This window comes from Robiginitalea rubriflava, from assembly GCF_052540725.1.
This window is the reverse complement of the sequence record NZ_CP199309.1, coordinates 1973708-1987500: the sequence shown is the minus strand read 5'-3', so window position 1 is coordinate 1987500 and position 13793 is coordinate 1973708. Positions and strand designations below refer to the sequence as shown.

The window sequence follows — 13793 nt, the reverse complement described above, 5'->3', positions numbered from 1 at the left end:
CAGGTTCTATTTCACTCCCCTGTTCGGGGTTCTTTTCACCTTTCCCTCACGGTACTAGTTCACTATCGGTCTCCCAGGAGTATTTAGCCTTGGCGGATGGTCCCGCCAGATTCACACAGGGTTTCACGTGCCCCGCGCTACTCAGGATACCACTATCAATAATATTACCGTACCTATACGGGGCTATCACCCTCTGTGGCCCAACTTTCCAGTTGGTTTTAGTTTAGTAATACATCGAATCACGTGGTCCTACAACCCCAGTGTTGCCGAAACAACACTGGTTTGGGCTAATCCGATTTCGCTCGCCACTACTCTCGGAATCACTCTTGTTTTCTCCTCCTCCGGCTACTTAGATGTTTCAGTTCACCGGGTTCGCCCAGCCTTACGGCTGTGACATGTCTTCAACATGCCGGGTTGCCCCATTCGGATATCTGCGGATCACATCGTATGTGCCAATCCCCGCAGCTTTTCGCAGCTTATCACGTCCTTCTTCGCCTCTGGGAGCCTAGGCATTCCCCATACGCCCTTAATTAGCTTGTCGCCTTGCTTTTGTATTCTAGCTTTAAGTAATTGTACTCAATTGTACTCTCTTTATCTACTATTAGATTCGTGTTTCTTAAATTATCGAAGTCCTTACATAATTCACTATATACCTAAGTACATACTTCCCTATGTAATTCCTTCATTCCAATATGTCAATGAACGTTTTAACCCTTCGGGTAAATCCCATCCCGATAGCTATCGGGACCAAATTCCAAATCCCAACGAATTGGTGCTTGGTGTTTGGTGCTTGGCATTTGACCGCCAGGTCTAGTGGAGAATACCGGAGTCGAACCGGTGACCTCCTGCGTGCAAGGCAGGCGCTCTAGCCAGCTGAGCTAATTCCCCCTCTCTCTGTCTGCCAAACAACTTGCTCGTTGCCCCTTGGCAGTCAAGGGTTGCTCAACCTCCAGAATTTCCTTTATTCAGTTTCAATGAACTTACACACAGGCCTCATTTAAATAGCCTGCAACTACTTTCGTAGTCTCAGGCAGACTCGAACTGCCGACCTCTACATTATCAGTGTAGCGCTCTAACCAGCTGAGCTATGAGACTGCATTTATTGACTTGACAGACAACTTTATAACCAACATCCACCCTATGTATTATAAGGTATCATATAAAAACCTGGCCCGAGGGAAAAAACTATCCCCAACTTGATATCTCGTAACGGTATTACACCTCTTTAAAGTAAGTCTCTAGAAAGGAGGTGTTCCAGCCGCACCTTCCGGTACGGCTACCTTGTTACGACTTAGCCCTAGTTACCGATCTTGCCCTAGGCCGCTCCTTGCGGTGACGGACTTCAGGCACTCCCGGCTTCCATGGCTTGACGGGCGGTGTGTACAAGGCCCGGGAACGTATTCACCGGATCATGGCTGATATCCGATTACTAGCGATTCCAGCTTCACGGGGTCGAGTTGCAGACCCCGATCCGAACTGTGACCGGTTTTATAGATTCGCTCCTGCTCGCGCAGTGGCTGCTCATTGTACCGGCCATTGTAGCACGTGTGTGGCCCAGGACGTAAGGGCCGTGATGATTTGACGTCATCCCCACCTTCCTCACGGTTTGCACCGGCAGTTCCGTTAGAGTCCCCATCTTTACATGCTGGCAACTAACGGTAGGGGTTGCGCTCGTTATAGGACTTAACCTGACACCTCACGGCACGAGCTGACGACAACCATGCAGCACCTTGTAATGAGTCCGAAGAAGGGTCCATCTCTGGACCTGTCCCACTACATTTAAGCCCTGGTAAGGTTCCTCGCGTATCATCGAATTAAACCACATGCTCCACCGCTTGTGCGGGCCCCCGTCAATTCCTTTGAGTTTCATTCTTGCGAACGTACTCCCCAGGTGGGATACTTATCACTTTCGCTTGGCCGCCGAGACCGAAGTCCCGACAGCTAGTATCCATCGTTTACGGCGTGGACTACCGGGGTATCTAATCCCGTTCGCTCCCCACGCTTTCGTCCATCAGCGTCAGTGTGTGGTTAGTGACCTGCCTTCGCAATCGGTGTTCTATGTGATATCTATGCATTTCACCGCTACACCACATATTCCGGCCACTTCACCACAACTCAAGACTAACAGTATCAAAGGCAATTTTACGGTTGAGCCGCAAACTTTCACCCCTGACTTATTAGCCCGCCTGCGGACCCTTTAAACCCAATGATTCCGGATAACGCTCGGACCCTCCGTATTACCGCGGCTGCTGGCACGGAGTTAGCCGGTCCTTATTCTTACGGTACCGTCATCTACCCACACGTGGGTATTATTCTTCCCGTATAAAAGCAGTTTACAACCCGTAGGGCCGTCTTCCTGCACGCGGCATGGCTGGATCAGTCTCTCGACCATTGTCCAATATTCCTCACTGCTGCCTCCCGTAGGAGTCTGGTCCGTGTCTCAGTACCAGTGTGGGGGATCCCCCTCTCAGGGCCCCTACCTATCGTAGCAATGGTGAGCCGTTACCTCACCATCTAGCTAATAGGACGCATGGCCATCCTCTACCGTTAAAACTTTAACTACTAATAAGATGCCTTAAAGTAGTACTATGGGGTATTAATCCGGATTTCTCCGGGCTATCCCCCTGTAAAGGGTAGGTTCCATACGCGTTACGCACCCGTGCGCCACTCGTCAGCGGAAAAGCAAGCTTTTCCCTGTTACCGTTCGACTTGCATGTGTTAGGCCTGCCGCTAGCGTTCATCCTGAGCCAGGATCAAACTCTTCATCGTAGTTTCTTAAATATTGTACTTAATCAAATAAATGCAATACCAAAATATCTCACCAGAAACAGTCCTCCCAACTCGGTCCAGGTTGTTATATAATTCCTTGACGGATGTTGTTTATTTGTACAAAATGCTTCTCTCATATAAGCCCCGGTCTGTCAAAACCAAAACCCAAAAAAAAAGCGTACGCTGTCTGTCAATATGTCAATGAACTTTTTCTCTTACTCTCTCGCCCCTCAACAAAACTATCCATAGTTCGCCTCAAAAGCGGGTGCAAATATAAAATGGTTTTTTGGCTTCCACAAACTAGTTGCGAAAAAAAATCACTTAAAACTTTCCCAATTTACTAACTAACTCTAATTGTGCTATTTACAGCTAAACATAGTTTTAAAAAAGATTCAGATCTTTTATCAATCTACCTCTTCGCATGGCAAAGTGCGCGTTTCAAAAAATCCGGAAGCAGGCATTATCGTCAGGTCCAAACAAATCAGGAGAAAAAATTCCATACCAAACCAAAGCGAATCACAAAGTCCCTGTAGGGATAATTAGGAGCGGAATAAAAGTTGTTATCGCCAAAAGAAGAATTAAAATGTTCCGCCTTTAAGTAAACCCGTGTTTGACGGATACGGGCATTGATAAAAAAGTCCAGCATGGGAAAACCACCCAGCTGCTCCCGGTCCTGAACATAAAATTCAGAAAGCAAAGGGTTGTAGGAATTCATATAGTATTCCGTAAAATATTTTAAGGTAACCCCGGTTTGAATAAACATGGCTTTTTTAAAGAGGTCGCTGGAAAAATATAGCGTATTTCGCGTAACCAGGGTCGGGAGGTTCAGAATATTGTTCTCCTGGTCTACCTCCTGGTACAAGAGCGTGTTGTTAAGGGCCCATTTACCCAGGCGGAATTCCTTCTGGTATTTAACCCGCAGATGGCTGATGCGCTGCCCGGCCTGAAAAGGCCTGATTAATGCCCTTTCTTCTCCATTGGCGATTTGGTCCGCATCCGCAGTCGATTGGAAATACGAATAATTATCGGTGGTGGAAAACTGCGTTTCCAGCCTTCCAAGCAATTTGGATTCTATATTAAAGTATAGGCTCTGTACCTGCTGGTTCTCAAAATTTCCACTATTATCCCAGTTATAATTAAGGTAGTCAGACTGATAGAGCAAATAATTAAAATCAGGTTTTCTGGCCGAATGCCTGATCCCTCCCGAAATTTCGTGTTTCTTTCCCAGTGGCAATTCAATGCCTGCATCCAGGTAGGAGCCCGCCAGTTCTCCCGAGAGCCCAAGCCCCCCATTGGCACTGAGTTGCAACTTGCCAAAATGTTTTTTCCAGCTTCCGCCCAACAGAATCTCATCCCCTTCAAGGCGGTTCGGGATGGTCCCTGAATCGGTAATCAGCAAGCTGGTGAAGTAGTACGAATAATTAAAATGCGTTACAGAACCTTCCAGCCTACCCGATATCCTGTTGTCTACCCCAAGCCGCACTTCATTGTAGAAAGTTTTTAAATAGGCCTGATCCAGCACTGGCTCAAATAACAGCTCCCCGAAATATTCTGATGAATTGGTTCCCTGGTTGTACTGGTACCATTTTGTTTCATAGGTAAATCTATGCCCTATATAGAGGGAGCCGCGCCTCTTTATAGTGTCTTTTGCCCCGCCTGCAATGCGGTATTCCTGGTCCAGGTAATAGCGTTTCCCATTCAGCCGGCTAATCGCATTGGAAAATAAAACGTCAATACGGGAGCGATCGGAAAAATCATCGTTTCCAGACTCGAACTGGGTTTCCTTATCTAACAGCCCCCCGCTCTCTTCTGCTTCCAGATCCTGGGTAGCTATGTGGGCCATAAAGCGGTAACGGCCATTTTTGGTAACATAATTAGCAGTGGCTCTGAAATTTCCGGACTGGGCCTGGTCTTCCTGGTATTTTCCGAGAGAGCGAAAGCCTTTAAAGGCCAGTGAAAAATTAAGGCGCCTGGAAGTGTTGAAGGTTAGCATGGCGTCCAGCAATTGCCCCTGCTCAAAGGTGGTCTTAAAAAAGAGTTCTGTAAGCGGGGTTGCCACGTTGTAATACTTTATATCGGATGCTTCAAAATAATTGAAATGGCGGGCAGCTGCTCCCAACTGCGGCAACCAGGGCGTATCTGAAAGGTCTGCTCCCAACCGGTTGTAGGGCTGCCCCACATTGGCAAAGGGCATCAGTTCAAAATCATCCCGGCGCAGAAAGTTATAGCGATATTCTTTCTGTATGGTGAGTGAAGTATCCAGTATAACTGTATCCCGGTTTTGGGAAATGATCTGGTAATTCTTGATACTGATTACTTCTGCTTGCTGCCGGGCTTCTGCTTTCCTGGTTTCGATCCGCCTGTCGAGCGCCAGGGAATCTTTTTCCTGGCTTACGGCCCTGGGGAACTCCTGAGCATTCAAACCTGACATGCCCAGAACCAGTAAAATCAATACAGATAAGCGCATAGCAACATTCTTGCTGGCAAAGTTACCTTTTTTGTTCTGAATGAAAAGTGAAAGTTTCAGAGCTTTCTATCCTAAATTCAGTACTTCATTTTAGCAGCAGATTTACGTATCCGTTAAACGGAAAAAGTTGATAAATCCAGCATTTTTCGGCATATTTACAAAAAAATTGCAATGAAGCATGTATTCTTCATAGGGTGCCTATTGTGCAGCACCATCGCCCTGGCTCAGTTCAATGAATCAGCCCCCTGGATGGCGAGCCTGAAGGATTCTAAAGCGACCTCCGCTAAAAGTTCCGATCAACGATATAGCCTGAATGAAATTTCGGATGCTTTTCACCAATACTGGAAAGGAAAAGATTCACTGGCCAAAGGCAGTGGCTTTAAACCTTTTATGCGGTGGGAGAACTACTGGCAACATTTTACAGACGAAAACGGCTACATCCCTACCTCCAAACAGCTTTGGGATACCTGGAAGCAAGTACAGAACCTCAATGCGGAGGTTAATCCAATAAGCAACTGGACCGCCCTGGGCCCCTTTTCAAGCGGCACCCTGGCCATAGGGCAACCCGGAGCCGGGCGTATCAATGCCGTGGCCGTGGACCCAAACAACGATAATGTCTGGTATGCGGGAGCACCTGCAGGAGGAATCTGGAAATCAGTGAATGCCGGCAATACCTGGGTAAACCTTTTCGATAATTTTGCGCAAATAGGAGTTTCCGGGATCGCCATTGACCCTAATGACTCTAATATAATATACATTGCTACCGGGGATGACGATGCCTTCGATTCTTACAGCATCGGCGTCTTCAAATCTACCGATGGAGGGTTAAACTGGAATGCTACAGGCCTCAATGCTGAAATAATTGACGAAAGCTGGAGCATGAATGAGATCTTCATTGACCCCACCAACTCCAATATCGTTTGGGTGGCCACCAACAAAGGCCTTTATAAATCTACCGATGCAGGAGCCACCTGGAGCAGAACGTTTGATAGCCAGGTGGGAGACTTTCGCCTGAAACCAGGCGATCCGAATACGATATACCTGGTTACACAGAATACTTTTCACGTATCCACAAATGGAGGCGTCTCCTTTACCCGAATCATACAACCCTTTCCTTCCGGAGCCGGAAGGATGGTCATAGGGGTCTCCCCTGCCAACCCTTCAGTGGTTTATGTGCTGGTGGCAGACACACTTCAAAACGACTCGGCATTTCTTGGTTTATACCGGTCCGATGACAGCGGGCAAAGCTTTACCAAAACACTGAACACCACCGATATCTTTGAACGCAACCAGGCCTGGTATGACTTATGTATAGCCGTTTCCCCCACCAATGCAGATGAAGTATATACGGGAGCCATCAATATCTGGAAAAGCATCGATGGCGGGGATTCTTTTGTGCGGCTTAACAATAATGACTCCGACGTAAGCCAGGCTTATACGCATGTAGACATACATACCCTGAAATTCTTCAACAATAAATTGTATGCGGGTACCGATGGAGGTTTTTACGTTACTGATGACGGAGGCTTAAGTTTTACGGATTACAACAACGGATTGGCAGTGACCCAGTTTTACCGGATGTCCATCGCCAAAAACAACGCCTCCAAAATAAGTGCCGGAAGCCAGGATAACTCGGGTTTTATATACAACAACCAGCAGTGGAATATTTATACCGGTGGGGATGGGATGGATTACGAGATAAGCCCGGTAAACAGCAATGAAGTTTACGGTTTTGTACAGTTTGGCTCTGTGCTGTTTATCAGCACCAATTCCGGACAGAATCTGGGAGCGGTTGGGGCCCCCAGGAATTCCAGCGGCAATCCGATTTCGGGGGAATGGATTACGCCCCTGGCCATTAGCAGGGACGGAGAGGTATATGCGGCATATGATGGGGTTTACAAATTGAGTGGTAATGCCTGGGAAAAAGTATCTGCAAGTATTGGTACCGATGCCCTGGACGATCTCGAGATTGACCCGATCAATCCACAGGTGATGTATGTTGCAGAGGGTGAGAATATATATCGCAGCCAGAATGGTGGGGCCACCTTTCTGTTCCTGAAGAGGTTTGATGCCGAGATATCGGATATTGCAATCAACAGCCAGGATCCTAACATTTTGTATGTTACTACCTCAAGGAGGGTGGGGCGTCCCCAGGACTCAGGCACCTCGGCAACAAGAGGTATTTTTAAATTAACGGTAAGCGGCAATACAGCCACTGAGGAAAACATTACCCTTAACCTTCCCACGGACCTGGCATTTTTCTCAGTAGTCCATCAGGGCCGTGACCTTAACAATCCCATATATGTGGGAACCAGTGTAGGGGTATTTCGCCTGGACGATACCCTGAGCGAATGGGAAGAATACAGTACCGGATTACCTAATACGGCCATAAGCGACCTGGAAATAAGCCTGGATGATGAAGTATTGGTGGCAAGCACCTACGGTAGGGGCGTCTGGGCCTCGCCCATCCCGGCAGTGGATCCTGACAACGACGTGAAACTGATTTCTCTTACCCCTGACCCCCTGAGAATACTGTGCGGGGAAATATTTCCGGAAATAGTAGCAGAAAACAACGGTATCAACCCCATCAACCAGATAGATGTGGAGTACAGCATCAATGGAGGGGCGGTTCAGAGCTTTACATGGAGTGAAAGCACCCTGCTTACCAACGAGCAGGCTACAATTTCCCTTCCTTCCCTGAACCTGACAGCTAAAACAGAAATTACCATCGAAGCATCCGTTAGTATTTCAGGAGATGCCTTTGCCGACAACAATTCGGCCAGTACTACTTTTTATACCAATGATTTCGGGATTGGAGATGCCATAAATGATTTTGAGGCATCCAATGCCACCCTGCTTACCTATAATGAGACCGGAGGTACCAGTGTATGGGAAAAAGGAGTACCGGATGGCACGCTTCTGGACGAGGCTGCTTCCGGGACGCAGGTATACGGGACCAACTTGGATGGTAATTATCCTGATGTAGCAAAATCTTACCTGGTGAGCAATTGTTACGAATTTTCGTCCATTCTGGCACCTGTTCTTTCCTTTAAAATGGCCTATGACCTGGAAGAAAATTTTGACATAGTTTACGTGGAATACTCCACCAACAATGGCCAGAGCTGGGAGGTTCTTGGAAATGTCAACAGCCAGCCCAATTGGTACAGCAGTGACCGGACCAATGCAAGTTCCGGAACAGATGACGACTGCCAGCTGTGCCCGGGAGCCCAGTGGACGGGCAGGAATACTACTCTTACCGAGTACAGCTACGATTTTACAGCAAACGCCATACAGGGAGAGACGGACCTCAGGTCCGAGGATAGTATTATTTTCCGTATAACATTCGCTTCGGATCAGTTTGTGAACGAGGAAGGTGTTGTCATCGATGATTTTGTTGTTACTGGCTTTCAGGACGACGATGATGACGATAATGACGGAGTATTGGACGTAGATGACAATTGTCCTTTGACCGGGAATGCCAACCAGCTGGATACGGATGGCGATGGGATAGGCGATGCCTGCGACCCGGATGACGATAACGACGGCATTACAGACACTGAAGACAATTGCCCGCTTGTTGCCAATACAGATCAGGCTGATGCAGATAATGACGGGATAGGAGACGTTTGTGATCCCGATTTAGACAACGACGGGGTCCCAAATGACAGGGATCTTTGTGATAACACCCCGCCGGGTGCTGTGGTCGATATAGACGGATGTGAAGTGTTTTCACTCCCTCCAACCAATTTCAGTATACAGACTTTGGGTGAAACTTGTATTTCTGAGGATAATGGTCAAATCCTGATCACAGCTGCAGAAACACTGGACTACACGGCAGAGCTCAGCCAGGCTGGTGCAAGTCTGCAAACTCAGAACTTTGAGCAGGAAGCCAGTTTTACCGGACTGCCTGCAGGCACTTATGAATTATGCCTTGGAGTTGTGGGACAGGCAGATTATCAGGCCTGTTATACATTGGAAATTTCAGAACCCGAACCCTTATCCGTAAGTGCCAAAGTGCTCAGCCTGACCAGCCAGATTAACCTGGAACTGGATGGCGCAAAGCAGTACCTCATTTATTTGAACGACAGGCTCTATCAGACCTCTGATTCCAGTATAAGCCTGCCACTGAACGGAGATGTTACAGAGTTGCGGGTCGTTTCCGAACTGGACTGCCAGGGGGAATTTAAACAGCTTATCAATTTAAGCAGTACCCCATTGGTCTCCCCAAACCCTATTGCAAGTGGCAATCTGGAAGTGTTGCTGCCCGACACAACAGAAACGACCATTAATGTTTCGCTTCATACCCTGGGAGGACAACAGCTGATATCCCGGAATGCAACCCTGTTGAGCGGGAAACTAATCCTGAATATGGATATCTATCCCGTTGGGATTTACCTGTTGAACATTAAGCAAGGTGATAAGTTGTACAATTACAAAGTCATTAAAAAATGAAACGAGTTTACAAGATATTAAGCCTCGGGGTTATTGCTACCCTTATACTATGCTGTAGCGGAGGGGATTCTTCTGGGGGCATCCCGGATCCACAACCTGTGCCCGATCCTGTTGCAGCTATACTGATTTTTCCAGCCAACAATACAGAGTGTAATGAAGGGGAGATCTTATCTGCTCAGCAGAGCCGTGTTACCTTTCAATGGAATGCCTCGCAAAACACAGATAGTTATGAGGTGCGCCTTACTAATCTCAATACGAACTCCATCACTAGCACCATCTCCAATACCAATGAAGCGGCCATAGTAATACAACGGGCCACCCCTTATGAGTGGTCTGTAACTTCCAGGGCCAGGGGATCCAGCCAAACAGCCAGCAGCCCGGTATGGCGGTTTTACAATGCCGGGGAAGGTGTTAGCAACTATGCCCCCTTTCCAGCTACAGCTGTATTCCCGGAACGGGGAAGTACCCTTACTAATGCAGGAACGATAAGCCTGCAATGGGAGACTTCCGATATAGATGGGGATCTGGCCTCTTTCGACGTATATCTTGAAGTTAACAATACAAACCCGCAAACCCTTGCAGGCTCTACTACTGAGAACTTCCTTGAGGTCACCGTTTCCCCTTCTTCTGTTTACTACTGGCAGGTAGTAAGTAAGGATGAGGCCGGGAACAGCTCTGTTTCTGAGGTCTTCCAGTTTGCAGTAGAATAAAATATTCTAACTGCAGCCATATCTAACATCCAACCAAAAAGTAAGCCTAATAAGCATTAATTTATATTAAAACAGGAACACTATTTATGAAAGCATTCAAGCTTTTGCTCTTTATTCCAATCATTGGGTCGGCTCAGCTTACCCTGAATAACCCCGAAGGCGGGGTGCTTCAATTATCCACCGTTAATCGCTCCTATGATCAGGAAAAGACCGATGGCTCCCCATATCTGGAAGATGAGTTCAAAGGAGGCAGGGTTTATGTCAATGGGGATGTTTCCCTTGAGAAGCCTATGAGGTATAATGCCTACATCAGCGAAATAGAAATATTTGCCGGACAGAAGCAATATGCCCCACTGCTGAAAAGGGCATACATTACAGCTCAAATAGGAGATAAAACGTATAAAATGCTTCCCTACACCACCGATAGAGATTTACAACGGGTCGGATATTTTAACCCGCTTAACGAAGGGGAGGTTGTACTGTTATTTAAACCCGAAGTTAAGTTACGCCAGGGAAGGGTTCCGGATACCAATTACGGCAAATATGTGCCCCCCACCTATATCGATATCAGTTCGTATTACCTGAAAAAAGGGGAGGCGCCGGCTGAAAAAATCCGCTTGAGCAAGAAATGGGTATTAAAAACCCTTGGAGACCAGAAAAAAGCACTGCAGGAATATATTTCCGGCAATAAGCTAAATCTGCGCAAGGAATCCGATGTAATTGATCTTTTGCACTACTACAACAGCTTGTAAAGTACTTTCGGCAGGAATAACCTGGCTACAGCATGCCCGAAATGGCAAACTATAGGAGTATCCGTGCTTATAGGGGCAAGCAACCTCTTTACCCTGGTAAATGTTCTCACTGATCTGTTACGCCCCACAATACCATACTTATTGATTTTTGTTTAAGCTCAGCTTAATTACGGGATAATGCATCTAAATTAAGATCTATCTCTAGTGTAGCGGGAAAATAATTAAGCAAGGGGTAAACCATCCTATTAAGGGACTTAAATGATACTGTCCTGAACAAAAAAAGAGCCTTCCATTGGAAGGCTCTTTTACCATTTTTATCCCTGATCAGGAATAATTATTGGATTAATTACGGCTGCTTAACCAGGTTAAACACGTGTGGGTTTCCAGCAATATTTGCGCTAAAATCCAAGGTCATCTCTATGATCCCAACACAGGTTAGCACGCGACCACCTGGAAGTAATCGGTAGAAATTAGGTCCAAAACTAACTGTTGAGTTAATCTTAGTCTCATCTACCGCGATAATTGAACCTGTTTCAGGGTCAATTGTGAGAATCAGGTCCTCAGCACCCTCATTTATATACGTACCATCAACTATAGTGATCTGGTTTTCTCCTGGTCCTAAGACTACCTCGCGGGTGAAATCCGTCTCCCCGAAGAAACCTGCGAAAGTGGAAGCTACTACATCATAGCTCCCCGCAAGGTCTTCAATAATCACACTGGGGCACTGTACATCCAAACCTACGGAAAGGACGTCGATGCTGTTTTCTCCAATTTCAGCTCCTTCAACAGACACCAGGTTTAAAACAATAGCGTCAGTGGCTGAAGGCAGGTCTACACCTGGGATAGTGGTTATGGTAATATCTACAGTAAAATCTCCGGCCGCAATCGAAGGCGAGAGGTTATCTATACTGTAGAAAGCAGGATCCAGCGTAGACGATGCATCCACTTCCAAAACTACAGATCTCGGAGAGTCAGACAAGGTAGATACTCCAACGGTAATAGTATTATCTGTATTCTCAGCAGGGTTAAAGGTTATACGGGTTGACTCCAAGCCCCCGTTGAACCCTGCAATTGCTCGGCCGTTTTCTACATCGAAAATCGGCGTTTCGTTGTCCTCACAAGAAATCCCAATAAGGGCTACTGCGAGAAGTAATGAAATTTTATATACTAAGTTCTTCATTTTTCTACTTTTTAATAACCGCTATTTTGGGCCATATTTGGGTTTGCATTGATTTCTGCAATCGGGATTGGAAGCTGGAACCTGAAATCACCTGCAGATAAGGTCTGAACCTCAGCCGGAGTCCCGGATCCATCTATAATATCTCCAAAAGCAGAGCGCTGAATGGCTTCTCCACGACGCTTCAGGTCAAAGAAGCGGTGTCCTTCGAAGCAGAGTTCTACCCTTCTGTTAAACTGGATAGCATCCTCAAGGGCCTGTCCGGTTTCTCCAGGTGAACTAAAGCCAGTGAATCGCTGGGCTCTCAACTGGTCAAGCGTTGCAAGGGCCTGAGGCTCTTGCCCAAGCTCGAACTGTGCTTCAGCCTTGTTCAGCAATACTTCTGCTGCACGCATAACTTTGATGTCGAGACGTCCGTTAACCTGTCCGGCTTCTCCAAGGAATTTGCGAATAGCATTATAATCATTCCCCTGGTTTGTACCCACAAACTGAATCACATTCCTGCGCAGGTCATTAGGGTCTATAGAGGTAAAGAATTCATATTCAATCGCATATTCAGAAATAGTAGAGGAAGAGTTAGACTGGCTATACAATACCCCAACATTGTTGAAGTTACTCTCAGAAGAAGTATTAACAGACAACTCAATTACGATTCCCGAATTAGTAGTATCCTCGTACATATCCAGCAATTCAGCCGCAGTAGCCAGGGAAGTGGTTACCTGGTTTGCCGCATCGATGGCATCCTGATAATCTCCATTATAGAGGTATACCCTGGAAAGCATTCCATAAACCCCATTACGGTTCAGTCTTCCTTCTCCATTGGATGCAGCGATTAACTGACTCGCCCTCTCCAGGTCACCGATAATTTCAGCATAATTGCTGTCTACCGTTTCCCTGCTGGGTTGTGCAAAAGGATCTCCTGTATCCCCATCTTCTACCTTAATGTACACGATTCCGTCAGAAGCACCGGCTCCGGCACTTTGGGTTGGAATCTGCGCAAAAGAGCGGACCAGATCGAAGTGCGCCCAGGCGCGTGCGGCCAAAGCCTGCCCCAGGATGTTGTCCTTGTCAGGACCGTCAGCCAGGTTATCGATCTGACCGATAATCAGGTTTGCAGCGTTTACTGCCTCGTAAGCCTCGCTCCAGTATAATGGAATAGCTCCACCGGAGTTCGGAACGTAGCGGTAATCATAGTAAAGTTCGTTGGAAGTCCTTCCTGTCTGTACCAATACGACATTGTCAGAGAGGATATCCGGAATTCCCTGCATCCCACTGCCCGGGCTGGAATAGTAGTTCCAGAGCTGGCTGTAGATACCGTCTACACCATTTTGGAAAGATGAAACACTGTTAAAAAATGTCTCAGGATTTCCTTGTGTAAATGGCTGCAGGTCATTTAGCTCATCGTCACAGGCTACAAAGCCGAATGCGAGAACAAAAACCAATATTTGTAAATACCTATTTTTCAT

The 13793-nt window shown here is 46.8% G+C and carries 6 protein-coding genes, 2 tRNA genes and 2 rRNA genes (1 of these 10 cut by a window edge); 3 read left to right on the top strand and 7 right to left on the bottom strand.

Annotated features, from left to right (window positions below):
- The 5 genes from ACT6NU_RS09020 to ACT6NU_RS09000 all read right to left on the bottom strand — a co-directional run.
- Window positions 1–541: ribosomal RNA gene (locus ACT6NU_RS09020) — 23S ribosomal RNA — on the bottom strand; it reaches 2301 nt to the left of the window's first position.
- Between the two features lie 273 nt (window positions 542–814).
- Window positions 815–888, bottom strand: a tRNA-Ala gene (locus tag ACT6NU_RS09015).
- A 133-nt stretch (window positions 889–1021) separates the two neighbouring features.
- A tRNA-Ile gene (locus ACT6NU_RS09010) sits at window positions 1022–1095 on the bottom strand.
- A gap of 147 nt (window positions 1096–1242) precedes the next feature.
- Window positions 1243–2769 (bottom strand): 16S ribosomal RNA (locus tag ACT6NU_RS09005).
- The 16S and 23S rRNA genes sit together here with 2 tRNA genes alongside, the layout of an rRNA operon.
- 481 nt (window positions 2770–3250) lie before the next feature.
- Window positions 3251–5236 (bottom strand): putative porin, encoded by a 1986-nt coding sequence (locus ACT6NU_RS09000; protein ID WP_445381347.1) that lies wholly within the window; start codon window positions 5234–5236, stop codon window positions 3251–3253.
- 171 nt (window positions 5237–5407) lie between these two features.
- Here ACT6NU_RS09000 and ACT6NU_RS08995 point away from each other — a divergent pair, with 171 nt between their 5' ends.
- The 3 genes from ACT6NU_RS08995 to ACT6NU_RS08985 all read left to right on the top strand — a co-directional run bounded on the left by ACT6NU_RS08995 (window position 5408) and on the right by ACT6NU_RS08985 (window position 11150).
- On the top strand, window positions 5408–9688 hold the full coding sequence (locus tag ACT6NU_RS08995; RefSeq protein ID WP_445381346.1) for a thrombospondin type 3 repeat-containing protein: 4281 nt from the start codon (window positions 5408–5410) through the stop codon (window positions 9686–9688).
- A complete protein-coding gene (locus ACT6NU_RS08990; protein ID WP_445381345.1) occupies window positions 9685–10398 on the top strand; it encodes a hypothetical protein in 714 nt (237 codons plus the stop codon). Before ACT6NU_RS08995 ends, ACT6NU_RS08990 begins: the two co-directional genes overlap by 4 nt.
- A gap of 86 nt (window positions 10399–10484) precedes the next feature.
- Window positions 10485–11150 (top strand): hypothetical protein, encoded by a 666-nt coding sequence (locus tag ACT6NU_RS08985; RefSeq protein WP_445381344.1) that lies wholly within the window; start codon window positions 10485–10487, stop codon window positions 11148–11150.
- Between the two features lie 346 nt (window positions 11151–11496).
- Here ACT6NU_RS08985 and ACT6NU_RS08980 read toward each other — a convergent pair whose 3' ends face one another.
- Together ACT6NU_RS08980 and ACT6NU_RS08975 are read right to left on the bottom strand one after the other, a co-directional pair.
- The gene (locus tag ACT6NU_RS08980; protein ID WP_445381343.1) at window positions 11497–12201 is read right to left on the bottom strand and encodes a hypothetical protein; all 705 of its coding nucleotides are present in this window, start codon (window positions 12199–12201) and stop codon (window positions 11497–11499) included.
- Window positions 12202–12341: 140 nt separating this feature from the next.
- Complete coding sequence (locus tag ACT6NU_RS08975) at window positions 12342–13793, bottom strand: RagB/SusD family nutrient uptake outer membrane protein (RefSeq protein WP_445381342.1); 1452 nt, start codon at window positions 13791–13793, stop codon at window positions 12342–12344.

What these genes read in the sequence shown, in the direction of transcription:
- ACT6NU_RS09000 (WP_445381347.1), bottom strand. Translation starts at nt 5,236, where the DNA reads ATGCGCTTATCTGTATTGATTTTACTGGTTCTGGGCATGTCAGGTTTG.
- ACT6NU_RS08995 (WP_445381346.1), top strand. Translation starts at nt 5,408, where the DNA reads ATGAAGCATGTATTCTTCATAGGGTGCCTATTGTGCAGCACCATCGCC.
- ACT6NU_RS08990 (WP_445381345.1), top strand. Translation starts at nt 9,685, where the DNA reads ATGAAACGAGTTTACAAGATATTAAGCCTCGGGGTTATTGCTACCCTT.
- ACT6NU_RS08985 (WP_445381344.1), top strand. Translation starts at nt 10,485, where the DNA reads ATGAAAGCATTCAAGCTTTTGCTCTTTATTCCAATCATTGGGTCGGCT.
- ACT6NU_RS08975 (WP_445381342.1), bottom strand. Translation starts at nt 13,793, where the DNA reads ATGAAAAATAGGTATTTACAAATATTGGTTTTTGTTCTCGCATTCGGC.